The 24,952-nt window shown below is 59.5% G+C and carries 21 protein-coding genes; 1 reads left to right on the top strand and 20 read right to left on the bottom strand.

Features of this window, described 5'->3' with window-relative positions; genetic code table 11:
* Positions 1–38: 38 nt before the first annotated feature.
* From LJ360_RS09700 to leuC, 15 genes are all read right to left on the bottom strand, one after another.
* Positions 39–1,262 carry an O-succinylhomoserine sulfhydrylase gene (locus LJ360_RS09700; protein ID WP_091850347.1) on the bottom strand — a complete coding sequence of 408 codons (1,224 nt, stop codon included), beginning with the start codon at positions 1,260–1,262 and terminating at the stop codon, positions 39–41.
* 13 nt (positions 1,263–1,275) lie between these two features.
* Positions 1,276–2,799, bottom strand: a complete 1,524-nt coding sequence (gene purF / locus LJ360_RS09695) for an amidophosphoribosyltransferase (protein ID WP_091850345.1) — start codon at positions 2,797–2,799, stop codon at positions 1,276–1,278.
* A 40-nt stretch (positions 2,800–2,839) separates the two neighbouring features.
* The gene (locus tag LJ360_RS09690) at positions 2,840–3,397 is read right to left on the bottom strand and encodes a CvpA family protein (RefSeq protein ID WP_091850343.1); all 558 of its coding nucleotides are present in this window, start codon (positions 3,395–3,397) and stop codon (positions 2,840–2,842) included.
* Positions 3,398–3,532: 135 nt separating this feature from the next.
* The gene (locus tag LJ360_RS09685; RefSeq protein ID WP_264995959.1) at positions 3,533–4,255 is read right to left on the bottom strand and encodes an SPOR domain-containing protein; all 723 of its coding nucleotides are present in this window, start codon (positions 4,253–4,255) and stop codon (positions 3,533–3,535) included.
* Positions 4,256–4,389: 134 nt separating this feature from the next.
* Positions 4,390–5,682, bottom strand: a complete 1,293-nt coding sequence (gene folC / locus LJ360_RS09680) for a bifunctional tetrahydrofolate synthase/dihydrofolate synthase (protein WP_264995958.1) — start codon at positions 5,680–5,682, stop codon at positions 4,390–4,392.
* Positions 5,669–6,604, bottom strand: a complete 936-nt coding sequence (gene accD / locus LJ360_RS09675) for an acetyl-CoA carboxylase, carboxyltransferase subunit beta (RefSeq protein ID WP_264995957.1) — start codon at positions 6,602–6,604, stop codon at positions 5,669–5,671. Before accD ends, folC begins: the two co-directional genes overlap by 14 nt.
* A gap of 38 nt (positions 6,605–6,642) precedes the next feature.
* Positions 6,643–7,452 carry a tryptophan synthase subunit alpha gene (gene trpA / locus LJ360_RS09670; protein WP_264995956.1) on the bottom strand — a complete coding sequence of 270 codons (810 nt, stop codon included), beginning with the start codon at positions 7,450–7,452 and terminating at the stop codon, positions 6,643–6,645.
* A gap of 43 nt (positions 7,453–7,495) precedes the next feature.
* Positions 7,496–8,692, bottom strand: coding sequence for a tryptophan synthase subunit beta (gene trpB, locus LJ360_RS09665; RefSeq protein ID WP_177186031.1), 1,197 nt, complete (start codon positions 8,690–8,692; stop codon positions 7,496–7,498).
* Between the two features lie 4 nt (positions 8,693–8,696).
* Positions 8,697–9,359, bottom strand: a complete 663-nt coding sequence (locus LJ360_RS09660) for a phosphoribosylanthranilate isomerase (RefSeq protein WP_091850332.1) — start codon at positions 9,357–9,359, stop codon at positions 8,697–8,699.
* Positions 9,360–9,383: 24 nt separating this feature from the next.
* The gene (gene truA / locus LJ360_RS09655) at positions 9,384–10,289 is read right to left on the bottom strand and encodes a tRNA pseudouridine(38-40) synthase TruA (protein WP_177186029.1); all 906 of its coding nucleotides are present in this window, start codon (positions 10,287–10,289) and stop codon (positions 9,384–9,386) included.
* A gap of 87 nt (positions 10,290–10,376) precedes the next feature.
* Complete coding sequence (locus LJ360_RS09650) at positions 10,377–13,541, bottom strand: FimV/HubP family polar landmark protein (RefSeq protein WP_264995955.1); 3,165 nt, start codon at positions 13,539–13,541, stop codon at positions 10,377–10,379.
* Positions 13,542–13,880: 339 nt separating this feature from the next.
* Entirely contained in the window at positions 13,881–14,996 is a 1,116-nt protein-coding gene (gene asd, locus LJ360_RS09645) for an aspartate-semialdehyde dehydrogenase (RefSeq protein ID WP_264995954.1), read from the bottom strand.
* Positions 14,997–15,118: 122 nt separating this feature from the next.
* Positions 15,119–16,192 (bottom strand): 3-isopropylmalate dehydrogenase, encoded by a 1,074-nt coding sequence (gene leuB, locus LJ360_RS09640; RefSeq protein ID WP_264995953.1) that lies wholly within the window; start codon positions 16,190–16,192, stop codon positions 15,119–15,121.
* Between the two features lie 29 nt (positions 16,193–16,221).
* Positions 16,222–16,869: a 3-isopropylmalate dehydratase small subunit gene (gene leuD, locus LJ360_RS09635; RefSeq protein ID WP_264995952.1), complete on the bottom strand. Its 648-nt coding sequence runs from the start codon at positions 16,867–16,869 to the stop codon at positions 16,222–16,224.
* 22 nt (positions 16,870–16,891) lie between these two features.
* Positions 16,892–18,310 (bottom strand): 3-isopropylmalate dehydratase large subunit, encoded by a 1,419-nt coding sequence (gene leuC / locus LJ360_RS09630; RefSeq protein WP_091850320.1) that lies wholly within the window; start codon positions 18,308–18,310, stop codon positions 16,892–16,894.
* Positions 18,311–18,648: 338 nt separating this feature from the next.
* On the opposite strand from leuC, the gene LJ360_RS09625 reads away from it, so the two are divergent.
* The gene (locus tag LJ360_RS09625) at positions 18,649–19,515 is read left to right on the top strand and encodes a LysR family transcriptional regulator (protein ID WP_264995951.1); all 867 of its coding nucleotides are present in this window, start codon (positions 18,649–18,651) and stop codon (positions 19,513–19,515) included.
* Here LJ360_RS09625 and LJ360_RS09620 read toward each other — a convergent pair.
* The 5 genes from LJ360_RS09620 to LJ360_RS09600 form a co-directional block, all read right to left on the bottom strand.
* The gene (locus LJ360_RS09620) at positions 19,508–20,611 is read right to left on the bottom strand and encodes an MFS transporter (protein WP_264996020.1); all 1,104 of its coding nucleotides are present in this window, start codon (positions 20,609–20,611) and stop codon (positions 19,508–19,510) included. The genes LJ360_RS09625 and LJ360_RS09620 overlap by 8 nt on opposite strands.
* A gap of 109 nt (positions 20,612–20,720) precedes the next feature.
* Entirely contained in the window at positions 20,721–21,815 is a 1,095-nt protein-coding gene (gene aroC, locus LJ360_RS09615; RefSeq protein WP_264995950.1) for a chorismate synthase, read from the bottom strand.
* Between the two features lie 37 nt (positions 21,816–21,852).
* Positions 21,853–22,755 (bottom strand): 50S ribosomal protein L3 N(5)-glutamine methyltransferase, encoded by a 903-nt coding sequence (gene prmB, locus LJ360_RS09610; RefSeq protein WP_264995949.1) that lies wholly within the window; start codon positions 22,753–22,755, stop codon positions 21,853–21,855.
* 104 nt (positions 22,756–22,859) lie between these two features.
* Positions 22,860–24,023 carry a patatin-like phospholipase family protein gene (locus tag LJ360_RS09605; RefSeq protein ID WP_264995948.1) on the bottom strand — a complete coding sequence of 388 codons (1,164 nt, stop codon included), beginning with the start codon at positions 24,021–24,023 and terminating at the stop codon, positions 22,860–22,862.
* Positions 24,016–24,948 carry a DUF4892 domain-containing protein gene (locus LJ360_RS09600; RefSeq protein WP_264995947.1) on the bottom strand — a complete coding sequence of 311 codons (933 nt, stop codon included), beginning with the start codon at positions 24,946–24,948 and terminating at the stop codon, positions 24,016–24,018. Before LJ360_RS09600 ends, LJ360_RS09605 begins: the two co-directional genes overlap by 8 nt.
* Positions 24,949–24,952: the final 4 nt, after the last annotated feature.

Raw genomic sequence — 24,952 nt, 5'->3', positions numbered from 1 at the left:
TTGCTGATGAAATGGCGAAAGCGTCGATACCGCCGGCATCAATTCTGGAGGGCCTGCAGCCCCCGCTTCATGTCGTTTTTCAGGTCTTCGAGGGCCTCGATGCCCACCGACAGGCGGATCAGGTTGTCAGTGATCCCCGCCAGTGCCTTGTCGTCCGGCGACAGGCGGCCATGAGTGGTGGTGCCGGGATGGGTGATGGTGGTTTTCACATCACCCAGGTTGGCAGTAATGGACACCATGCGAGTGGCATCAATAAAGGCCCAGGCTTCAGCCTGGCCGCCTCTCACGGTGAACGACAACACACCGCCGAAGCCGCTCTGCTGGCGACATGCCAGCTGATGTTGGGGGTGGCTTTCCAGCCCGGCGTAATAGACCTTCTCCACCGCTGACTGCTGCTCCAGCCAACGGGCCAACTGTAGCGCATTCTCACAATGCGCACGCATACGGATTGGTAAGGTTTCCAGACCCTTATGGAACACCCAGGCATTAAACGGACTCATGGTGGGCCCCGCCGAGCGCAGGAATCCGTATACCTCTTCCATCAGCGAAGCACTGCCAACCACCACACCGCCAACACACCGTCCCTGTCCATCCAGGTACTTGGTGGCGGAGTGGATCACGATGTCGGCTCCGAATTCCAGCGGGCGCTGCAGTACCGGTGTGCAGAAACAGTTGTCCACCACAAACAGTGCACCATGGGCATGGGCCAGCTCCGCCAGTGCGGACATATCGGCCACCTCGCACAGCGGATTCGACGGGGTCTCGATAAATAGCATGCGGGTGTTCCCGGTTACCGCATCACGCCAGCCATCCATGTCAGTGAGTCCGACAAAGGTTGTGCTCACGCCAAAGCGGGCCAGGTACTTCTGGAAAAGCACGTTGGTGGTCCCGAAGACCCCCCGGGAGCAGACCACGTGATCCCCACTCTGCAGCATCGACATGCAGGTTGCCAGGATAGCCGCCATACCGGAGGCAGTGGCAACGGCTCGCTCCCCTCCTTCCATGGCGGCAATGCGCTCCTCGAATGCCTTTACGGTCGGATTGGTGAAACGGGAGTAGATATTGCCAGGCTCCTCACCGCCGAACCGTGCCGCCGCCTGGGCGGCACTCCCATAGACAAAGCTGGACGTGGGAAAGATAGCGTCACTGTGTTCCAGCTCTCCGGTCCGGTGCTGGCCGGCCCGTACCGCGAGGGTGTCCACTGAGACCCCGTCCAGGTCTGCTTCCGGAATCATGATGTGCTCTTCGCGGCTTTGCGTCATGGTGGTGCTAGCCTCAGTCTTCGTCGTTGTGCAGGTCGATAATACCGTTGTCTTCGGGGAGCCCGGCCTGGGCCGCTTCACGGGCCTCATCCCGGCGCTGCGCATCCAGCCTGGCCAGGTAGGCGTCGTCAACGTCGCCGGTAATGTACTTTCCATTGAATACGGAACACTCCCAGCCCTCTATGTCCGGGTTCACATCGTTAACGCAGGAGATCAGGTCTTCAAGGTCCTGGTAGACCAGCCAGTCAGCCCCAATCAGGGTCTGGATCTCTTCCACGGTGCGGTCGTGGGCAATCAGTTCCCCGGGGGATGGCATATCGATGCCGTAAACATTGGGAAAACGTACCGGGGGAGCGGCCGAGGCGAAGTAGACCTTGCGCGCCCCGGCGTCACGGGCCATCTGGATAATTTCATGGCAGGTGGTCCCTCGCACGATGGAGTCGTCAACCAGCATTACATTCTTGCCACGGAATTCCAGGTCAATGGGATTGAGCTTCTGGCGCACCGACTTCTTGCGCATCTTCTGACCCGGCATGATGAAGGTTCGGCCGATATAGCGATTCTTGATGAAGCCTTCCCGGAACTTCACGCCGAGCCGGTGGGCCATCTGAAGCGCAGAGGTCCGGCTGGTATCCGGGATGGGCACCACTACATCAATATCGTGGTCAGGGCGCTCGCGAAGCACCTTGTCAGCCAGGGTTTCACCCATGCGCAGCCGGGCCTTGTAGACCGACACCTGGTCCATGATGGAGTCGGGCCGCGCGAAGTAGACATGCTCGAAGATACAGGGGTTCAGGCTCGGAGCCTCTGCGCACTGCTGGGTATAGAGCGTGCCATCAGTTTCGATATAAACCGCTTCACCCGGCGCTATGTCCCGCACCAGTTTGAACCCGGCTGCGCTCAGGGCCACGCTTTCAGAGGCAATCATGTATTCCTTGCCCTCCGCGGTCTCCCGCACACCATAACAAGCCGGACGGATACCGTTAGGGTCGCGGAAGCCGACGATGCCGTAGCCGGTAATCATGGCAATCACCGCATAGGCTCCCCGGCAGCGCTGGTGTACGGCACGCACTGCAGCAAAGATTTCGTCCTTGCTGGGGTCGAGCTTGCCCAGTTTCTGCAGTTCATGGGCAAATACGTTGAGCAGCACTTCCGAGTCGGAATTGGTGTTGATATGGCGCAGGTCGGTGCGGAACAGGTCCCGGGACAGGTCATCGGCGTTAGTCAGGTTGCCGTTATGGGCCAGTGTGATCCCATAGGGACTGTTCACGTAGAACGGCTGCGCCTCGGCCGAACTGGAACTTCCGGCGGTGGGATACCGTACATGACCGATGCCAACGTTACCAACCAGCCTGCGCATGTGGGAGGTGCGGAACACATCACGCACCAGGCCATTGTCCTTACGCAGATAAAACCGGTCATCCTGGAAGGTTACGATACCGGCCGCGTCCTGACCCCGGTGCTGGAGTACCGTCAGAGCGTCATACAACGCCTGATTGACATACTGCGTACTGACAATTCCTACAATTCCACACATGGGTGCTGCGTTCTCCAGAACATTGAAACGACTGCGTTACTTACAGCGCCTGAGCCTTGACGGCGTCGGACACCTGCTCCCGGACCACGTCACCGTCTGGCGCGGGCCCAAGGAAACGTTCGAATTCATCACCAAAGGTTCGCCGGGACCAGTCCTCGACCACACCAAGCCGTTCAATCATTACGGAGGTGCGCCACCAGGTGTCCTCAGCCAGCGGGGTGTAACGGGTAAAGGCAATGGCGACCACAACAACGACCACGCCCCTCAGCAACCCGAAAACCATCCCCAGCACACGGTCGGTGGCACTCAGGCCGGTTACCCGGACCAGGTGGCCAATCAGGTTGTTGATAATGGCGCCGACAATCAAAGTGGCCACGAAAAGGATAGCAAAGGCGGCAATCAGGCGAACCAGGGGAGTTTCCACCGTGCCAGCCAGAAGGGACTGCATTTGCGGATGAAACGTGCGGGCGACAATGAACGCTGCCACCCAGGTAATGAGCGACAGGGCTTCCCTGACAAAGCCCCTTTTCAGGCTGATCAGGGTGGAGATTGTCAGCAGGGCGATGATGACCCAGTCGATCCAGATCAGCGCGTTCATGAATTACCCGGTGATGAACAGGAACCGCGAATTCTATCAGGAATCACCGGCAACCCAAACCAATTACCCCATCGCAAGCCACAACCGGGAAGGCGTGCTGGACGCCCTGCCCCATCGCTCAGTCTGCGGACAGTCTCAGCCTTCGCCCTTGGTGACGAGGGACTTGATGCCGAATGCCTCGTCCAGAACGGACTTGGCCTTTTCGGCTTCTGCCTTTTCGGCGAACGGACCGGAAAACACCCTTACCAGACGCTGGTCACCCCGAGTCACCTCCTGCAAGTGGGCACCGTAACCCCGCTCCCTCACGTTATCACGCAGGCGGCGCGCGTTATCCGCATTACCAAAGCTGCCCAACTGGAGGATCCACGCGCCCTCCAGTGTGCGCTGGAAATCGGCGTCGGCGTCCGCTTCAGAAGCTTCGTCGCCGGACGCGGGTCCGGCATCGCTGTCAGCAACTTCGGCAGGAACCTCGGTGTCGGTAACTTCTGCGGGCCGGGTTTCCTGCCGGACCGAAGGCGGGCTTTCGGGGTCCTGCTCCCCAACCAGCGGCACCGGGTCCCCTGCTTCAGCCGACGCCGAGTCGTCCCCGGCTACCGAAGGCTCCTGGCCCATGGCCGGGGCTTCAATGACGTCGGGGACTGGAGCAGGGTCAAGTTGCTCAACCCGGTAGCTCGGCACACCCTCAAGTCGGTCTGCATCCCCGGGGGCGTTCACCTCCGGGAATGGAGGCTCTTCCGGAATATCCAGGGAACGCACAGCCCGCTCGTTATGGGGCTCGTCAAACATCATTGGTACGAAAATCACCGCCAGTGAAATCAGCACCAGTGCGCCTATAATCCGCTGTTTCAATCCACTCACGTTACTTCGGCTCCCTGTTGCAGCCCCCGGCATTGTAACCGGTTAACGACCAGCCCCTTTCGAGGCATCGACACCATTGAATATAACTGTCGTAAAACCCCAACTCAAAGTGGCAGCGGGTCTATGACCAATATTTAAGGGCTTGCGGAAAAGTAGCGACGCCCTTCAGCCACTGTGAAGAACGACCCAAAGACCAGCACCAGCCCTTCAGCGCCCGCGCTTGCCATTGCCTCCGAAATTGCCTCCCTTATGCTGTCGCAGACCGTAAGTCGGCCCATGGGGATCACGGAACCCAGGCGATCCTGAAGGGCTGTCGCCGACAAGCCGCGAGGGACATCCAGTCCGCCGAGGAGCCAGTGATCCACGACAGGTAGAAGCGCCCGTGCTACGCCAGCGGAGTCTTTATCGGCAAGCCCCCCATACACGGCAACGATGCGGGTATAACCCCCGGTACGACGAAGGAATGACAACCGGCGGGACAACCATTGGGCGGCGTGGGGGTTATGGCCCACGTCCAGGAACACATCCGGGTGATGACTGACCTGCTCAAACCTTCCCGCCAGCGATACCCCGGCCAGTACTTCACCGATACGCTGGTCAAACAACGACAGACCAAGCTCGGTTGCTGCGACGGCAGCGGCAGCAAGGCTATGAACCGGCAGGCGGTCGCCGGGAAGGACGACCTGGTGCCCGGAGTCCGTCATGACAGCCACATGCCCGCCTTCCTGCAGGACGACATAGCCATTACCGGGCCGGAGAAGGTTCACACGCTGTGCATTGGCTTGCTGCAACACCGAAGGGGGTGGATCCAGGTCTGCGTAGATCGCCGTTTGTCCTGGACGGAGAATTCCGGCCTTCTCGAAGCCGATCGTATTGCGGTCATCACCCAGCCAGGCGGTGTGATCCAGGTCCACGGACGTTATAATTGCAAGATCCGCATCGAGGGTGTTGACAGCATCCAACCGCCCCCCCAGGCCCACCTCAAGCACCATGTTACTGACACCGGCCTCGGCCATGATCAGAAAGGCCGCCAGGGTGCCGAACTCGAAATACGTCAGGGTGGTGTCGCGCCTGGCAACTTCCACCTGTTCGAAGGCCCGGATAAAGGCCTCATCACTGGCGTTACTGCCATTAACACGAACCCTTTCGTTGTAATCAATCAGGTGGGGAGACGTATAGCTGCCGACCGATTCACCACTTGCTAGCAACAGGGCTTCCAGGGCAGCGACGGTACTGCCCTTTCCGTTGGTGCCGCCAATGGTAATCACCCGGGCCCTTGGCCGGGCCGGCATCAGTCGCCGCAGGACCAGCAGCACCCTGTCCAGTCCCAGGTCCATTTCCACCGGGTGAATGGACTCCAGGTAGGTCAGCCACTGATCAAGGGATGCGCCCGGCCCGGGGGCCGGGATGGTTTCATTCCCTGGCATCGGCTACGTCGGGACTGTCCGGCCTTTCACTCACATCGAACTCGATGGGTTCATCGGCGGCCGGTTTTTCCTGGCCCGTGAACTTGGCCAGGATGGCCGCAATCCGCTCCCGCATCTTGTGACGGTGGAGAATCATGTCGATGGCGCCGTGCTCCAGCAGGAATTCGCTGCGCTGGAAGCCTTCCGGCAGCTTTTCCCGGACGGTCTGCTCGATAACACGGGGGCCGGCAAACCCGATCAGTGCGTAGGGCTCGGCAATATTGAGGTCACCCAGCATGGCAAGGCTGGCAGACACACCGCCGAACACCGGGTCCGTCATCACCGAGATATAGGGGATGCCTTCCTGCTTCATCCGTTCCAGCACGGCTGCCGTCTTGGACATCTGCATCAGGGACAGGATCGCCTCCTGCATGCGTGCACCACCGGACGCCGAGAAACACACCAGCGGAATGCGCTCTTCCAGGCAGATATTCGCGGCCTGGACAAACTTTTCACCAACGACCTGCCCCATGGAGCCGCCGAGGAAGTTGAATTCGAACGCACAAGCGACCAGTGGAATGCCCAGGGTACGACCCTTCATGACCACCAGTGCGTCTTTCTCGCCGGTGGCTTTCTGGTTCTGCGCCAGGCGTTCCTTGTAGCGGCGGGTGTCCTTGAACTTGAGCCGATCCCAGGGTTCCAGGTCCGCTGCGACCTCTTCACGACCATCTTCGTCGAGGAAGATTTCCAACCGCCGCCGTGCAGTTACCCGCAGGTGGTGGTTACATTTGGGGCAAACATCCAGGTTCTTGTCCAGTTCAGGCTTGTACAGGAACGCCCCACATTTCGGGCATTTCTTCCACAGCCCTTCCGGCACACCAGTCCGCTGCTTGGATTCCGAGCGAATCTTGCTCGGCATGATCTTGTCTAGCCAGTTACTCATGTTGTCATCCTGTCATTCCATTCACTGTACGGGCGGCCTCAGGCCAGCGCGTCCAGTGCTTCGCGCATCGGGTGCAACAGATCCGTCAGGGCCTGTCTGAGAGCGGCGGGATCTGTCTGGTGGTGGGCTATTGTATCCACCAGCACGGAGCCGACTATTACACCATCGGATACCTTACCCACCGCGGCTGCGGTGTCTGCGTCACGGATTCCGAAACCAACGCCAACCGGCAAGGCAGTTATCCGGTGAACATTGGCCACCTTGCGACCAACCTCCTCCACATCAATGGCTGCAGAGCCAGTTACCCCTTTGACTGAAACATAGTACACATAGCCGGAAGAGTGTTCACTGATTGCACGTATCCGGTCATCAGTGGTGGTGGGGGCGAGCAGGAAAATCGGGTCCATATTGCGGCGGGAAAACAGTGGAGCCACGTCCTCCGCTTCCTCCGGAGGCAGGTCCACCGTGAGGATGCCGTCGACACCAGCCTCGGCCGCCGCATCGGCAAAGACTTCGTAGCCCATGGCTTCCATCGGGTTGAGGTATCCCATCAACACCACAGGGGTGTCCTGATCCTGTTCACGGAAAGTTTTTACCATGCCAATCACCTGCCGCAGGGAGGTGCCATGTTTCAGCGCCCGCTCACAGGCCAGCTGAATGACCGGGCCGTCGGCCATCGGGTCGGAGAAGGGTACTCCCAGCTCAATGATATCGGCTCCGGCCGCCGCCAGCGCATGCATCAGGTCCACGGTCTGGTCCGGATGGGGATCCCCGGCGGTAATGTATGGGATCAATGCCTTGCGGCCCTGTTCCTTGAGGGTCTCGAGTACCCCTGTAATTCGACTCATGCCTGCTCCTGTAAGAAATAGACCCGGTTCACCGGAACGGTTATCAGACCTCAATACCGTCCAGTTCGGCGATGGTATGGATGTCCTTGTCGCCCCGGCCGGAAATATTGATCACCACCATCTGTTCCGGATCCATGGTGGCTGCCAGCTTGATGGTGTAGGCCACTGCATGGGCGGTTTCCAGGGCCGGCATGATACCTTCGACACGGGTCAGTTTGCGGAATGCGTCCAGCGCCTCCTGATCGGTTACCGACACGTAGTTGGCCCGACCGATATCCTTCAACCAGCTGTGCTCCGGTCCAACACCGGGGTAGTCGAGGCCGGCAGAGACGGAGTGAGTAGCGGCAATCTGGCCGTTCTCATCTTCCATCAGGTAGGTTCGGTTACCATGGAGGACACCTGGGCGCCCCGCTGCCAGGGGTGCCGCGTGCTGGCCGGTTTCAACGCCAAGACCACCTGCCTCGACACCATAAAGTTGTACTGATTCGTCAGTGAGGAACGGATAGAACATACCGATAGCATTGGATCCCCCTCCCACACAGGCCACCAGGGCATCCGGCAGTTTGCCGGCCTGCTCAAGGGCCTGAGCCCGGGTCTCGCGACCGATAACCGACTGGAAATCACGGACCAGCAACGGATAAGGATGGGGGCCTGCAACGGTACCGATGATATAGAAGGTATCGTCGACATTGGCTACCCAATCCCGCATGGCCTCGTTCATGGCATCCTTGAGGGTACGGGTACCGCTCTGGACGGCGTGGACCTGGGCGCCAAGCAGCTTCATGCGATAGACGTTCAGGGACTGACGGCGCACGTCCTCGGCCCCCATGAACACATGACATTCAAGGCCGAGACGGGCGCATACAGTGGCCGTAGCCACCCCGTGCTGACCCGCACCGGTTTCTGCAATGATGCGTTTCTTGCCCAGAAACGCTGCCAGCAGGGCCTGCCCAATAGTGTTGTTCACCTTGTGGGCGCCGGTGTGGTTAAGATCTTCACGTTTGAGCCAGATCTGGGCGCCACCGGTCTCACGAGTCAGACGCTCGGCAAAGTACAGCGGGCTTGGTCGGCCTACGTAATGGGCCAGGTCCTTGTCAAAGGCTGCCTGGAAGTCGGGGTCCTTCTTGAGGCGCAGGTACTCCCGTTCCAGGGTCATCAGGGAATCCATCAGGGTTTCGGATACAAAGCGGCCACCATAGGCGCCGAAGTGCCCCCTGGCGTCCGGCAGATGGCTCAGCATTTCTTCAGTCAGTTTGATTGACACTATTAACCTCGCTCAGAAACTCGGTAATTTTGGCGGCGTCCTTGATGCCCTTCAGGGCTGTTCCGCGTTCGATGTCGAAAGCTTCCACCCCACCGCTGACGTCCACGCCCCAGGGACGGACCTGACGGATAGCGCGGGCCACGTTGCCGGCCTCCAGGCCTCCGGCAAGAATCAGCGGCATGGGTCGTTTTTCAGGTATGACAGACCAGTCGAAACGTTGTCCGGTACCGCCATAGCGTTGAGGGTCATACGCATCCACCAGCAAACCCGATGCCTGGCTCCAGCTATCAAATGCCTGTTCAATGTCGCTCCTCAGCTGTACCCGGACCGCCTTTATCCAGCGACGATGAAATTGCTGGCAGAAATCCTGCGGTTCATCACCATGAAACTGCAGCAGGTCGAGCGGTACCCTGGACAGGACCTGTTCCACCGCCATCCTGTCGGGGTTTACGAACAAACCGGTAACGGTGACAAACGCCGGTACACTGCTGACAATGGCCCGGGCCTGCTCGATGGACACACTCCGGGGGCTGGGCTCGTAAAACACCAGCCCGATAGCATCCGCACCGGCTTCCGCCGCTGCAAGGGCGTCTTCCGGCCGGGTGATACCACAAATCTTGGTACGAATACGGGTGGGCTGCACTCTGCTCCTCTCGGCGTATCCTGCTCAGCTACTTAGTGGCGTCTTACGGTGGACCCAGCTCGGGGCAATGGGCGCATTCTGATCATCTTCGAACCAGGGTCTGACAAAAGCCGGCCCACAGCTGGCCCGGGGAATACCAAACTCTGCAGGGTACCCCACATCCACCAGGTACAGACCGGCCGCCGGTGCGGTGATCCCGGCCATACGCCGGTCCTTTCCGGCCAGAACCTCAGCCACCCACTGCGGCGGGTACTTTCCCTGCCCGACCGCCATCAACGCACCGGCAAAATTCCGCACCATATGGTGAAGGAAGGCATTGGCCTGGACATCAATGACCACAAAATCACCCCGGCGGCAGACCCGGACAAACTCCACGAAACGCCAGGGAGACCGGGACTGACACCCCGCGGCCCGGAAAGAACTGAAATCGTGCTCACCTTCGAGTTGCCGGGCCCCTTCCTGCATCGCCTTCTCGTCCAGCGGGCGAAACGTCCAGCTCAGCTGGCGTGCCAGCAACGCCGGGCGGACCGGACCGTTGAAGATAACATAACGATAGCGCCGGTACACGGCTGAAAAGCGCGCGTGGAAGGGTTCCGGGGTGTTTCCGGCCCAATGAACCACAATGGAAGGCGGTAGTGCGGTATTGATGCCCATGACCCAGGACCGCAGGTCCCTGACTGCATTGGTATCAAAGTGCACCAACTGGTAACTGCCATGGACACCGGCGTCTGTACGCCCGGCACAGACCAGTTCGACAGGTTCGTTGGCCACCTTGCTGACTGCGCGAACCAGTTCTTCCTCGACCGAAGGGACACCGCTCTTCTGCTTTTGCCAGCCATGGTACGCGGCACCATCGTACTCCAGGGCAAGTGCAACCCTGCCCTGTCCGATGGCGTTGTCGGTGGTCAGTGCTACCGGGGTCTGAAACAAGTGTCTACCTGAAAATAATGGGATTACGGACATAAAAGAACGCCGGCTCTGGGCCGGCGTTCAGTTCAGGGGCAGGATTATAACGTATCAGGGCAGCTTTTTGAGCAATGACTGGGCATCTTCCTTTTGCTCGTCCGTGCCTTCGAGGATTACCTCTTCAAGAATCTCCCGTGCACCTTCGCTGTCTCCCATGTCCACGTAGGCGCGGGCCAGGTCCAGCTTCGTAGCCACCTCGTCGGTACCGGACAGGAAATCGAAATCATCGTCATCGCCAAGGGATGCCTCACTGATCTCATCGATACCGGAGACTCCGGTCGCGGGGGTAACCGCATCAACTCCGGATTCGCCAAGTTCCTCCTCCAGGGCTTCGTCGCTTTCCAGCTCTGGGATATCGAAGTCAGACAGATCGTCTTCCTCGGTACCTTGCGCTTCGGAAAGCGCCTGCTCATCCAGGTCAAGGTCACCCAGATCCAACTGGCTTTCATCCTCCGGCTCACTATCTGAGGCCTGATCCATCAGCGCCAGGTCTTCATCAGACACATCCAGCTCAAGGTCGTCCAGACCGTCAGTCGTTTCATCTTCCTCCGAGGAAACCTTGTCCAGCTCCGCATCCAGTTCGTCGAGGAAAGACTCGTCGAGGTCGGCTTCTTCTTCCGGATTGGCAGACTGGTCGACAGGCCCTTGCTCGGCGGCAGCATCTTCCAGGTCGAGGTCGCCGAAGTCCAGGTTATCCTCTTCACTGAGGTCGGCCGCGCCCTCAACGTCTTCCGCACGGGGCTCGCTGTCGATACCGGCATCGTCCAACTCCAGGGAACTGAAGTCGTCTTCCAGGTCGAGTGGCTGTTCAGAGGGCTCGTCCGCGGCTTCCGCGGTGGCGCTGTCTTCTGCCGGCAACTCGAAATCGATGCTCGCGAAGTCGTCCTCGGCCAAGCGCTCCTCGACCGTGTCGCCCTCAGCCGCTGCCGCCTTACCCGCAGGCTCATCAGCGCCGGTAGTATCGAAACCGGTAAAGTCGTATTCGATATCGCCGTCCTCTTCCGGCTCGTCGCCAGCCCGGGATTCCTCTTCCGGCAGATCCAGCTCTTCGAAGGCAGACATCAGCTCGCTGGTTTCCGGGTCGGCCGGTGCTTCAGATGAAGCAGCGTTACCCTCAGCAAAAACTGTTTCGTCTGCCGCGGGGGTACCAAGGCTGTCGCCGCCCCGTAGCTGGGATTCGAGTTCATCAATGCTCGGTGTGGATTCGACTTCTTCCAGACGCGCCCTCAAGGCCTCAGCTTCCGGCTGGACGTCATCGTGCTCCATGGCTTCCAGTTCGGCATACTGCTTGTCGAAGGCGGCCCGGTTACCGGTATCCGCATAGACAGCCAGCAACTTCAGCCGCAGATCGGAACGGCTGGGTTCACGAGAGATGGCATTCTCCAGTACTTCCGCAGCAGAATCATGCTGGCCGTAGGAGATGTACCGGTCGGCTTCCTCCAGGGCATTCCCGGAAGCTGCTGCCTCTTCTTCACCCAGGGTCAGCTCGAAACCATCGTCATCGGACTCATCATCAAGTTGCTGGTAAAATTCTTCGTCCTTGCTGGCACGGCGCCGGGAAACAAGCAGCACCAGCAACAACAGCAGCACAAGGAAACCGCCAAGCGCAATCTGGTACATGAAGTTTCCGGCGATCAGGTCGATAGCGGTTGCCAGGAACCCTTTCTCCGGTGCAGTACGTTCCTCAGCGATGGTGGTAGCAGGCTGCTGCTCAGGCTGTTCGCCGGTGGCGGCCACGGGCTCGTCTGCCTGGATCGGTTCTGCCGTGCTTTCGGCGTCCTCTTCGGCACTTAAACCCTGGTCCAGGTCAGTAGTCTGGGCTGTTTCTGTTGAGTCGCTCTCTCCGGCGCCCGCGGCGGGCGTTTCCGCTGATTCAGACTCGGGTGGCTGTCCGTCTTCGCCAGCCGCTGCGTCCGCAGAAACCTCTGCTCCGAAAGCGTCTTCAGCTACTCCAGTCCCACTTTGATCCACGCCAGCAAGGTTGTCGTCACCGGTACCAGAAGTGGCTCCTTCTGCGACAGAGCGGTTCTCGTCGGCGGCATCGGCAGTGGCTTCATCGCCGGCGCCAGGCACAACTTCAGCGTCGCCCTGGCCAACACTTCCCTGAATTTCCGCAAGCTGGCTGTCTTTCAGTTCGATCAGCCGCTCAAGTGTCTCCACCTGATCCTGCAAATCCTGGAGGCGACTGTTCAGCTCTTCGTTTTCCCGGCGTACGCTGTCCAGTTCTTCGAGGGCTATCGCGGAGCCAGCATCCGCAGTGCCACCCTGGGTACCGTCACCGCTGGCAGAACCTTCACTACGGGCGTCTTCACCCTCTCCGGGAACCACCAACCTGAGCTCATCGGCACCCTGCTGACCTGCTTCACTTGTGCCACCCGAGGCATCAGCTACATCCCCGGCGGTCGCATCGACGGAAGGCTCCGGCTGGGCGATCGCCTGGTTCTGCGCGGCGACCTCACGGTTGGCCTGGGCCTGGCTCCGGGATCGGATATCATCCATATCCGGCACCCGCAGAACGGCGCCACGCTTGAGTCGGTTGATATTGCCATTAATAAATGCGTCCGGGTTCAGGTCCTGGATGGCCAGCATGACCTGCTGCATGGAGACACTGTTGTCGGGCCTTATGGACTGGGCAATCTCCCACAGCGTATCCGATGCCTGGACAGGACCCAGGGTACGCGGACCGGAGGATGTTGCTGCTGCACTCCGACCGGTCGAGGTGGAGCCGGACTCGGCGCGAGGCCGGGATGGGGACTCACTGGTAACAGCCGTAGTCCGGGCTTGCTGAACCGGCTGGGTATCGCCGGATTCTTCCGCATAAACCGGCGGGTCTACAAGTACCGAATATTCACGCATGACGCGGCCGCTGGGCCAGGTTACTTCCACCAGGAAGTTGAGGTACGGCTCGCGGACGGGGTCCCGGGAAGTGACAGAGATAACCAGCTCACCGTTAGGTGCAGTGGTTACGTTGAAATCCAGCTGGGTAAGGAAGTAGTCACGGCGGAGACCGACACGTTCGTAGTCACGTTCCGATGCCAGGTTGACGATAATATCGCCCGGACTGACGCCTCCGGCCCTGTTTACGTCGATCTCTGCATCCAATGGCTGGTTGAGATAGGACTGTAGTTCTATTTCCCCGAGCCCCAATGCCTGTGCGACACCGGAACCAAGCCCTCCCGCCAGAGCCAGAGCAACCGCAAGCTTGCGTACCTTCATGCTTTTTCCTTACCAGTCTCCGTTATTCGTTACCGCATATTGAATACAGATTCGGACGAGGTTGGATGACTTTCGTGTTATTAAAATTAGGGTTTCGAAAGTATTGTTGATAATGCCTTCTTTATCAATCAATCACGCATCAACTTTGTACCACTTCCTGATGTATTTCACGGAACCAGTTGTGAAACCAAGATTAGAACTGCCTTGGCTATCCCGGGATAGCCAAGGAGAAGATCTCAGAAAATAACAGGGGCGGCGACTGATTTCAGCCGCCGCCCCTGGCCTGTTACCTGAAACGGTACACAGTTGGCATTACACGCACTTGTCCGCGACAGATTTTTAACGCTCCTGCAGGATCCGCAACATCCGCCGCAGGGGTTCCGCCGCCCCCCACAGCAACTGGTCACCCACGGTGAACGCGGAGATGTATTCCGGGCCCATGGTCAGTTTGCGGATACGGCCGATCGGGATACTGAGGGTGCCGGTAACCTTCGCCGGCGTCAGCTCCTCGATGGTGGCCTCCTTCTCATTGGGGATGACCTTCACCCAGTCATTGGCCTTTGCCAGGATCGATTCGATCTCTGAAACCGGCAGGTCCTTCTTCAGCTTGATGGTCAGCGCCTGGCTGTGGGAACGCATGGCACCGATCCGGACACAGATACCGTCAATGGGGATCGGGTTATCACTGCGACCAAGAATCTTGTTGGTCTCGACGCCCGCTTTCCACTCTTCCTTACTCATGCCGTTATCGAGCTGCTTGTCGATAAACGGAATCAGGCTGCCTGCCAGCGGTACCTGGAAGTGCTCGGTGGGGAAACTGCCGGCACGCATGGTCTCGGTAACCTTGCGGTCAATCTCCAGGATGGCCGAGGACGGATCTTCCAGCTCGGACTTCACCGCGCCGTTGAGCTCACCCATCTGATTAAGAAGCTCACGCATATTCTGGGCGCCGGAACCGGAGGCCGCCTGATAGGTCATGGGGGACACCCACTCGATCAGGTCCTGCTCCAGCAGGCCGCCCAGGGCCAGCATCATCAGGCTGACGGTGCAGTTACCGCCGATGTAATCCTTGACGCCCTTGTCCAATGCCGCATCGATGACATTACGATTGACCGGATCGAGAACAATGACAGAGTGATCCACCATGCGCAGTGTGGAAGCAGCATCAACCCAGTAGCCGTCCCAGCCCGCATCACGGAGCTTTTGATAGACCGCATTGGTGTAATCACCGCCCTGGCAGGTAACGATGACATCCAGGGTTTTCAGGGTGTCGATATCAAAGGCGTCCTGGAGTGGCGGAACGCCATCCTTGCCAACATCCGGGGCCGGTTTACCGGTCTGGGAGGTGGAGAAAAACACCGGATCGATGTCAGCAAAGTCGTTTTCTTCACGCATGCGCTGCATGAGGACCGAGCCCACCATGCCACGCCAACCTACAAGTCCAACTCGCTTCATGTGCGACCTTTGACTCTATGCCCGCCCGCTACCGTTATCGCTGGCAGGGACAGGATGGATGACCCCGCAGCAGCGGCATTGTGCTGCCGTCGGGTTTCGATGAAACAAATGGTACCTGAAGCTTACAGGGCCGCCAGCACAGCTTCACCCATTTCACGGGTAGAAACCTGTTTTGCACCCTCGGACATGATGTCCGCAGTGCGCAGCCCCTGGTCCAGTACCTTGCTGACCGCTGCCTCAATGGCCTCGGCGGCTTCTTCCTCGCCCAGGCTGTAGCGCAACATCATGGCACCACTAAGGATAGTGGCCAGCGGGTTGGCAATGCCCTGCCCGGCAATGTCCGGCGCTGACCCGTGGCAGGGCTCATACATGCCCTGTTTTTCGGAGTTCAGCGAGGCGGACGGCAGCATGCCGATGGAGCCGGTGAGCATGGCCGCTTCATCCGAAAGGATATCACCAAACATGTTGCCGGTCACAATCACGTCGAACTGCTTGGGTGCGCGGACCAGCTGCATGGCGGCGTTGTCCACGTACATATGAGACAGTTCCACGTCCGGATACTCCTTTGCCAGGTCATTCATGATTTCCCGCCAGAGTACAGTAACTTCCAGGACATTGGCCTTGTCCACGGAACAGAGCTTGCCATTGCGTTGCTGTGCCGCCTCGAAGGCAACCCGGCCAATGCGACGGATCTCGGACTCACTGTAGACATAGGTATTAAAACCCTGCCGCTCGCCGCCCTCAAGCTCACGAACGCCTCGGGGCTGGCCGAAATAGATACCACCGGTCAGTTCACGGACAATCATGATGTCCAGGCCGGACACCACCTCAGGTTTGAGGGAAGATGCCGACGCCAGCTGCGGGTACAGGATGGCTGGCCGCAGGTTCGCAAACAGCTCAAGGTTGGAGCGCAGGCCCAGCAGCCCCTTTTCCGGCCGCTTTGCCATTTCCAGTTTGTCCCACTTGGGACCGCCAACGGCACCCAGCAGGATGGCGTCGGCCTTCTTCGCCCGCTCCAGGGTGTCGCTGGGCAGTGGTTCGCCGGTTTCGTCGATGGCAGCACCACCGACCAGGCCGGTTTCGAACTGCAGTCCCAGATCGAATTGGTCGTTAACCTTGTTCAGGACTTTCTCGGCCTCGGCCACGATTTCCGGGCCAATCCCGTCACCGGGCAGCATCAGTACGCTTCTGGACATAATATTTTTTCCGTTGTCTGCTTGGATGATCAGTTCGCCGTGTTGAACAGCCATGGGGCCGTTTCGCGCCGCTTGTTTTCGTAGTCGCGGATAAGGTCTGCGTCCTCAAGGGTCACGCCGATATCGTCCAGTCCGTTCAGCAGGCAGTGGCGGCGGAAATCGTCCACGTCAAAGCTGAAGGATTCGCCGGACGGTGTTGTAACCGTCTTTGCTTCCAGGTCAATGGACAGCTGATAACCCTCATTCTCATAGGTCTCCTGGAAAATCCTCTCAACCACTTCTTCATCAAGAACAATGGGTAACAGGCCATTCTTGAAGCAGTTGTTGTAGAAGATATCCGCAAAGCTCGGGGCAATGATCACGCGGAATCCAAAGTCATCCAGGGCCCAGGGGGCATGTTCGCGGCTTGAGCCGCAACCGAAGTTGCGGCGGGCCAGCAGCACACTGGCGTTCCTGTAGCGATCCTGGTTGAGTACGAAATCCGGGTTCAGGGGCCGGTTGGAACAGTCCTGGTCAGGCTTGCCCTCGTCCAGGTAACGCAGTTCATCAAACAGGTTGGGGCCAAAGCCGGTCCGCTTGATGGATTTCAGGAATTGCTTGGGGATGATCATGTCCGTATCCACATTGGACCGGTCCATGGGGGCGACGACGCCCTGATGTTGCTTGAATGCGCGCATGGCTTTGTCTCCTGTGGATCAATCAGTTCATCATTTCGCGGACATCGACGAAATGACCCTTTATGGCTGCTGCCGCCGCCATGGCGGGGCTGACCAGGTGAGTCCGGCCACCAAAGCCCTGGCGCCCCTCGAAGTTACGGTTGGAGGTGGACGCGCAATGCTCCCCCTGCCCCAGCTTGTCGGCGTTCATGGCCAGGCACATGGAGCAGCCCGGGTCCCGCCATTCCAGGCCGGCTTCGATAAAGACCTTGTCGAGGCCTTCCTTCTCGGCCTGGGCCTTCACCAGGCCGGAGCCCGGCACCACCATGGCCTGCTTCAGGGTCGGAGACACCTTGTGGCCTTTTACAACCTTGGCCGCTTCCCGCAGGTCTTCGATGCGGCTGTTGGTGCAGGAGCCAATGAAAACACGATCCAGTTTGATGTCAGTGATCTTCTGGTTGGGCTGAAGGCCCATATACTTCAGCGCCCGGACGATGCCTTCGCGTTTGATGGGATCGTCTTCCCGGTCCGGATCCGGTACCGAACCATCAACACCGGTGACCATTTCCGGACTGGTCCCCCAGCTTACCTGGGGCTGGATTTCGGAAGCTTCCAGCTCCACCACCTTGTCAAACACGGCGTCGTCATCGCTATGCAATGTGCGCCAGTAGTCTACGGCCCTGTCCCATTGTTCGCCTTTCGGGGAAAACGGACGGCCTTTAACATAGTCGATGGTGGTGTCATCAACGCTGACCATACCAACACGGGCGCCAGCTTCGATGGACATGTTGCAGATGGTCATGCGGGCTTCCATGCTCAGGTCATGGATGGCCTCACCGCCAAACTCGATGGCGTAGCCAGTGCCGCCGGCGGTGCCGATCCTGCCGATAATGGCCAGTACCACATCCTTGCCGGTCACGCCGGGACCAAGCTTGCCATTGACCTTGACCAGCATGTTTTTCATCTTCTGCTGGACCAGGCATTGGGTGGCCAGCACGTGTTCCACTTCGGAGGTGCCGATGCCGTGGGCAAGGCAGCCGAAGGCGCCGTGGGTGGAGGTGTGGGAGTCACCACAGACGATGCTCATACCCGGCAGGGTGGCGCCCTGCTCTGGCCCTATGACGTGGACGATGCCCTGGCGCTGGTCCTTGATCTTGAATTCGAGGATGCCAAACTCGTCGCAGTTCTTGTCGAGGGTTTCTACCTGGATCCGGGAGACCGGGTCGACGATGCCCTCTACGCCCCGCTCGCGGTCGGTGGTGGGGACGTTATGGTCCGGCGTGGCGATGTTGGCGTCGATGCGCCATGGTTTGCGACCGGCCAGGCGCAGTCCTTCGAAGGCCTGCGGTGAGGTGACTTCGTGGAGCAGTTGCCGGTCGATGTAGATCAGGGCCGAGCCGTCATCCCGCTGTTTGACCAGGTGGTCGTCCCACAATTTGTCGTATAAGGTCTTGCCCGCCATGGTGGTGTCTCTCTCGGTTGTTCGGGTCTGGTTTTGATTGCTATGGGTGGATTTTACTCCCCTGATATGAATAACCGCAATTCATGTTTTTTATCTAATACATTCCTGAATGGAATGGTATATTCATGACGAACGAGTTACCGGTGCCAAGTTCCCTTTAAACCAGGCCTGAGATTTGGGTGCGAAGGCCGGTGAGCGGGATGGCTTTTCCGGACACGCCCGCAAGTACGTCCATGTAGGGCTCGACGAGCGCCTTCCCTGGCGCTCGACGGTCCGGAAAAGCCATCCCCCACCCCGTCCTGCATACCTTGTGCTGGCCGCATTCAGGTTCTGCTCATATGGACTCCAATGCGTTAAAAGCCTTCATCACGATCATTGATCAAGGATCTTTTTCGGAAGCTGCCGAAACCCTCCACCTGACCCAGCCGGCCATCAGTAAGCGACTGGCGGCCCTGGAGAATCAGCTGGGGACTCCGCTGCTGGAACGTAGCCACCGGCAGATCCGGCTAACCGATGCCGGCGCCCGGTTGCTGCCCCATGCCCGGCGGATTCTCGATGAGGTGCATAATGCCCGGCTGGCGCTGCAGGACGGGGCCGGTGAGGTGTCGGGGCACCTGGCGTTGATTGCCAGCCACCATATCGGATTACACCACCTGCCAGCCTGGTTGCAGCGGCTGAGTCGTGAGTATCCGGAGGTGTCGCTGGGGCTGCAGTTTATGGACTCGGAGGGTGCCTATGACCAGATGCGCAAGCGGACGGCGGAATTGGCGTTTGTGACGCTGAGTGAGAGTATGGACCAGTCGTTTGAAGTGCATGTGCGCTGGGAGGACCGCATGGCGTTCGTGGTGTCGCCGGACCATCCTCTGGCGCAGCTGGACAGCCCCGGATTGGCTGAGCTATCCCGCTACGATGCCCTGCTGCCGGAGGCAGGTACCGCGACCTATCGGACAGTGAGCCGGTTGTTCCTGGACGCAGATTTGCCCCTGAACCTGCCCATGCCAACCAATTATATGGAAACGCTGAAGGTTATGGCCGGCGTTGGTCTCGGGTGGAGCGTGCTACCGGTCAATATGGTGGATGAATCCCTGAAGGTGGTACCCGTGCCGCACCGGGTAAGCCGTTTCCTCGGCGCTATCGGGCTGAGAGGGCGAACGCTGAGTCCCCAGGCAAGGGCACTGCTGGGGATTGCCGGTGAGATCAGGTAACGGTGCTCTCCGGTGGTGGCCGCAGCCAGCGCCAGGTAATGCCGACGGCGAAGACCATGGCGATGGCGCCGCCCCAGAAGGCGATCGAGGTGTTGAAGCCCTCCACCAGGAAGCCGGAGAGCCAGGCCCCCACTGCGCCACCAGCGCCAAAGGTCAAGCCACTATAGAGCGCCTGCCCCTGCCCGTGGTGGTGCTGGCCGAAGAAGCCCTGGACGTACTGCACGGAGATAACGTGCAACGCGCCGTACGAGGCAGCGTGGAGTAATTGCGCGAAGATAAGGACAGAGACTACGTCGGTGACTTCAGCAATAAGGATCCAGCGAACCATGGTCAGCATGAGCGCGCCGATGGCAATCTGGCGTACGGAGAAATGCCGGGTAATCCGGTGCATGACCAGGAACAGGCCAATTTCCGCCAGGACACCCAGGGACCAGAGCAGGCCGATGCTGAGCTTGCTGTAGCCGAACTGCTCCAGATGGATGCTGAAGAACGTGTAGTAGGCTCCGTGGGATACCTGCAACAGAAAGTTCATGGCAAAGAAGGCTACCACGGCGGGATGGCTGACGATGGCCTTGAGGCTGCCCCGGGGCGCGGGGGCTTTTTTCTCGCCCCGCTCTGAAGGGACCAGGAACGCCGAGATGGCGATACCAGCAAACACCGGCAGCAATAGCCAGGGCAGCGATGTAATGGGTACCCGTTCCAGCACCCCTCCGATAATGGCTACGTCACCGATGAAACCTACAGACCCCCACAGACGGATCCGGCCATAACGTTCCTTCTGGCGGCCCAGCACACGCAGGGTAATCACTTCGTACAGCGGCAGGATGGCGTTCCAGAAGAAGGTGAACAGCAGCATCACCAGCAGCAGACCGTAAAAGCCCGGCTCCAGGAATACACCGGCAAAGCAAAGTGAGCCGATGACAGCGCCGAAGCGCACCAGCCGAACCCGCAGACCGGTGCGGTCTCCCAGCCATCCCCACAGGCTGGGAGCGAAGATCTTGGTGAGCTGGATGGTCGCCATCAGGGTGGCGATCTGCAGGTAGGAGAAGCCACGCCCTTCCAGGTACAGGGACCAGTAAGGCAAGAGTGACCCCAGCAGGGCGAAGAACCAGAAGTAAAGGTTTGAGAGTCGCCAGTAAATAACGGTTTTCCTTAAGATTCAGATCGTCCGGTAAAACCCGTTACGGGGGCTTTCGCCCCCGCTGTCAACGCTGTCCGATATTGGGTGTCGTCACCTCGACATCGCCGTTCTGACCCCGGTGGCGCAGGTAGTGATCCATCAGCACAATGGCCATCATTGCCTCGGCGATGGGTGTTGCCCGTATGCCAACACAGGGGTCATGGCGGCCCGTGGTGATCACTTCCACCGGGTTGCCGTCCACGTCGATGCTCTGCCCCGGCAGGCGCAGGCTGGACGTCGGCTTGAGTGCAATGCTCGCAACAATGGGCTGCCCCGACGAAATGCCACCCAGAACACCACCGGCATGGTTACTGAGGAAGCCTTCGGGGGTCAGTTCGTCACGGTGTTCGGTGCCCTTCTGGGTCACCGACTCAAAACCGGCGCCGATCTCCACGCCCTTCACCGCGTTGATACTCATCAGTGCATGGGCCAGGTCAGCATCCAGCCGGTCAAAGATGGGTTCACCCAGCCCGGGAGGCACACCTTCTGCGACTATGTTGATGCGGGCACCAATGGAGTTACCCTCCTTGCGCAGGGCGTCCATGTAGGCTTCCATTTCCGGCACCCTGGCGGCGTCCGGGCAGAAGAAGGGGTTCTGGTGCACCTGGTCCCAGTCGAAGGACTCTGCCTTTATCGGGCCCAGTTGAGACAGGTAGCCACGGATACGGATGCCCAGCCTCTGCTCCAGGTATTTCCGGGCTACGGCGCCTGCCGCAACGCGCATGGCGGTTTCCCGGGCCGAGGACCGGCCCCCGCCACGATAGTCCCGTACGCCATACTTGTGCATGTAGGTGTAGTCGGCATGGGCCGGTCGAAACTGTTGCGCGATTTTCGAATAGTCCTTGGACCGTTGATCTGTGTTCTCGATCAGCAGGCCAATGGGGGTACCCGTGGTCTTGCCTTCAAACACCCCGGACAGGATACGCACCTCGTCAGCTTCCCGGCGCTGGGTGGTGTGGCGGGAGGTTCCAGGCTTGCGCCGGTCCAGGTCCTTCTGGAGATCGGCTTCAGTGAGCTCCAGCCCAGGCGGACAGCCGTCGATAATACAACCCAGAGCTAACCCGTGACTTTCGCCAAAGGAGGTGACGGTAAACAGTTTTCCAAACGTATTTCCGGACATGATTCAGTATCTTGTAATAAAGTATTCAGAAAGATTCTCAGGAATTTGTCAGCCCTGACACCAGTTGCTCACGGGTCAGCAGGAAGACCCCGTCACCACCATTCTCAAAATCCAGCCATGTGAAGGGTAGCTGAGGATAAGCAGCATCCAGCGCGTGCCAGCTGTTGCCCACCTCAACCACCAGGAGGCCACCGGGATTCAGGTGTTCGGCAGCATCAGCCAGTATGCGATGGGCAATAGAGAGGCCATCATCACCCGCTTCCAGGCCCAGACGGGGCTCATGGTGGTATTCGGCTGGCATGTCGGCCATGTCTTCGGCATCCACATAGGGCGGATTGCTGACGATCACATCATAACGTCCGGTTACCTGGTCGAATACATCCGAACGAACGGTGAGCACACGATCAGCGAGCTCATGCAGCTCGATATTGGATTCCGCGACAGCAAGGGCATCTTCCGAGATATCGGAAAGTTCCACTTCGGCTTCCGGGAAAACCGTGGCTGCGGCAATACCGATACAGCCACTGCCCGTGCAAAGGTCCAGGATACGCTCCACCGGGTGGTCCGCCAGCCAGGGCTGTAACCGGGCTTCGAGCAGCTCAGAAATGGGGGATCGAGGCACCAGGACCCGCTCATCTACGTGGAAGGGCAACCCCATGAACCAGGCTTCGCCAATCAGATAGGCTACCGGGCGCCGTTCATTGATGCGTCGTTCAATGCGCTCGAGTATCAACTGGCGTTCATCCCGGGTCAGGCGAGCTTCCAGGAACAGGTTGTTGTTTTCCAGCGGCAGATGCAGGCTTCGCATGACAAGCAATACCGCTTCATCCCAGAGGTTGTCGGTACCGTGGCCGTAATACAGGCCAGCCTCGCTGAAGCGGGAAGCGGCGTACCTGAGGTAGTCTCTTACGGTGATCAGGTCGTCAATGGGACGGGTCACTGCCGGGTCCTTTTGTCCGGGCCGCCACGGGGCGGACCATGAATGATTGTGGCGGATTATACGCGGATTCCCTGCCCCCGGGCAGCCCCGAAGGCTGAGCGTCCTCAGAGGGACAGGGGGCCGGAACTGCTGCGATGCTTCTCAAACCGGTCCAGGGCGGCGTGCATGCGTTCGCGACCGATCTGGATCAACTCCGGCGCCTTGTGGTAATCGTAGGTGCGGCAAGAATTCTTGGGCACGTTCACCAGCAGGTCTGGCGGGTACCCGGCCAGTTTGTATTGCACCAGGGCGCTCTGCATGGTTTCGATTGTCAGGTTCATGATATCGAACTTGCCAATACCCAGTTTTTCCCAATTGATGGTGCCGGTCTCAGCCCAGGGGTCCTGGCGTGCCGCGGGTTTCTCTTCGGCCTGGTCCCTCACCTCCTCCTCCAGCTTTTCTTCCGGAGTGCCGGCCTTGTCCGGTACGCCATTATCGCGCCAGCCGCCAAAACTTTTCAGCACATCCCAGTCAAACCAGCGCGATGCCTTGTCCCGGACCTTGCCCACCCATTCATCCAGCTCACTGTCTTCTGTTACCGGATGAAAGGCCGCATCAGGTATACGCCGGCCTGCGTCATCCTCACCGCTGAGATTGACCGCAAACACCAGGTCTGCATGGGCCGAGATGGTCGGCATGATCGGCAGCGGATTAAGCAGTGCACCGTCCACCAGCACCCGGCCGTTCATCACGACCGGGGTAATCAGGCCGGGTATGGCAATAGACGCACGAATCGCCTGGTCCAATGGACCTTCCTGGAACCAGATCTCCTTGTGGCTCAGCAGGTCCGTCGCAACGGCCGTATAGGCAAGGGGCAAGTCTTCAATGCGGGTATCCCCGAGCATTTCCCTGACCACCGAGAATACTTTCTCTCCGCGGATAGCCCCCACAGAGTTGAGGGTAAGGTCGAGCAGTTTCAACACATCAAACTGTCCAAGACCGGTCACCCAGTCCTTGTAGGCCTGTAGCTTGCCCGCAGCATGGACGCCGCCAATCAGTGCCCCCATGGAACAGCCGGAAATAGCGACAATGTCGTAACCGCGCTCACTGAGCACCTCGATGGCACCGATATGGGCATAGCCGCGGGCACCTCCGGAGCCAAGTGCCAGGGCAACGGTTTTACGACCATAGGTCTCCTGGGGTAATGAACCCTGCCCGACGCTGACCGCTCCGACCCGCTCCGTCCTCCCGGATTTTGCAGGGGGTCTGGGCTTTGGGGTCTCACTCATTACCACTACTTCCTTCCGGGGGCCTGATGACGAGGATTTCGATCCGGTTCTCGGGGCGTTCCGGTGTCGAGAACCGTACCAGTGGACCGATAGCCCGGACAATATGCCGTGAGCGGGACAGTCCGGACCTGTCCAGCAGGTCCGACATGGTGTTGGCTGCCCGCTCGGCCCGCTCAGTTGCCGCTTCCAGGGTCTCCCCCGGTTCGAGTCCGGAAAAACCGGCAATCACGATGCGGGCATTCGGGTCCGAAGCCATACTGTCCAGTATACGCTGGCTTTCAGCACCCCACTCGAAACTTACGCTAATACTCCCTTCCCAGGGCACGATGACCGGGCCGGCCAGTCGACCGCCTTCACCATCGAGGCCAGGTAAAACTGCATCGTCTGCCAGCTGCAATTGCTCGAGCCAAAGGTACTCCCGCTGGTTGCCGCGGGTGACGGTATAGAGCACGACCAGCCACCGGCCACCTTCGCCGTCCTCAAAACCCGCCACCAGGTAGTCCTGCTGTGCGTCACGGCCATAAAGCGTCGCCAGGTCGAACACCTGGTTTGCCCAGACGTTACTGCGCCCGCATTCCCGCCCGCTACACTGGAACAGGATGGACGCACCGCGATTCTGCAGCTGTTCCAGGTACCAGCGTCTCGCGTCCTGGCGGGTGATACCAGGAGCCATCCTGAAGAGCTGGCCGCTACCTTCCACAGCCAGGCGTACGGAATTCTCCGCACGCAGCTCGGAACCGACTTCACGGATGGGGCTCAGCATTACGCGATAGGACGACGAGGACCGGTCCCGTTCCTCCTCGAGTTCCGCCTGGGGAAACGCCAGCAGGACGCTGGCTTCTGCCTGCAGCCAAGGCATCAGTGAAGCTAACAGGATCAGCGCAAGGCGGCTGGACAGCGAATGACGGCTACTACAGACAGACATTGCA

The sequence above is a fragment of the Marinobacter sp. AN1 genome (assembly GCF_026013985.1).
Lineage (GTDB): Bacteria > Pseudomonadota > Gammaproteobacteria > Pseudomonadales > Oleiphilaceae > Marinobacter > Marinobacter segnicrescens.
This window is presented reverse-complemented; position numbering and strand designations above follow the sequence as displayed.

Coding starts and splice junctions, on each gene's coding strand:
- LJ360_RS09700 (WP_091850347.1), bottom strand. CDS start 1,262: ATGACGCAAAGCCGCGAAGAGCACATCATGATTCCGGAAGCAGACCTG.
- purF (WP_091850345.1), bottom strand. CDS start 2,799: ATGTGTGGAATTGTAGGAATTGTCAGTACGCAGTATGTCAATCAGGCG.
- LJ360_RS09690 (WP_091850343.1), bottom strand. CDS start 3,397: ATGAACGCGCTGATCTGGATCGACTGGGTCATCATCGCCCTGCTGACA.
- folC (WP_264995958.1), bottom strand. CDS start 5,682: ATGCCAGGGAATGAAACCATCCCGGCCCCCGGGCCGGGCGCATCCCTT.
- accD (WP_264995957.1), bottom strand. CDS start 6,604: ATGAGTAACTGGCTAGACAAGATCATGCCGAGCAAGATTCGCTCGGAA.
- trpA (WP_264995956.1), bottom strand. CDS start 7,452: ATGAGTCGAATTACAGGGGTACTCGAGACCCTCAAGGAACAGGGCCGC.
- trpB (WP_177186031.1), bottom strand. CDS start 8,692: ATGCTGAGCCATCTGCCGGACGCCAGGGGGCACTTCGGCGCCTATGGT.
- LJ360_RS09650 (WP_264995955.1), bottom strand. CDS start 13,541: ATGAAGGTACGCAAGCTTGCGGTTGCTCTGGCTCTGGCGGGAGGGCTT.
- asd (WP_264995954.1), bottom strand. CDS start 14,996: ATGAAGCGAGTTGGACTTGTAGGTTGGCGTGGCATGGTGGGCTCGGTC.
- leuB (WP_264995953.1), bottom strand. CDS start 16,192: ATGTCCAGAAGCGTACTGATGCTGCCCGGTGACGGGATTGGCCCGGAA.
- leuD (WP_264995952.1), bottom strand. CDS start 16,869: ATGCGCGCATTCAAGCAACATCAGGGCGTCGTCGCCCCCATGGACCGG.
- leuC (WP_091850320.1), bottom strand. CDS start 18,310: ATGGCGGGCAAGACCTTATACGACAAATTGTGGGACGACCACCTGGTC.
- LJ360_RS09625 (WP_264995951.1), top strand. CDS start 18,649: ATGGACTCCAATGCGTTAAAAGCCTTCATCACGATCATTGATCAAGGA.
- aroC (WP_264995950.1), bottom strand. CDS start 21,815: ATGTCCGGAAATACGTTTGGAAAACTGTTTACCGTCACCTCCTTTGGC.
- LJ360_RS09605 (WP_264995948.1), bottom strand. CDS start 24,023: ATGAGTGAGACCCCAAAGCCCAGACCCCCTGCAAAATCCGGGAGGACG.
- LJ360_RS09600 (WP_264995947.1), bottom strand. CDS start 24,948: ATGTCTGTCTGTAGTAGCCGTCATTCGCTGTCCAGCCGCCTTGCGCTG.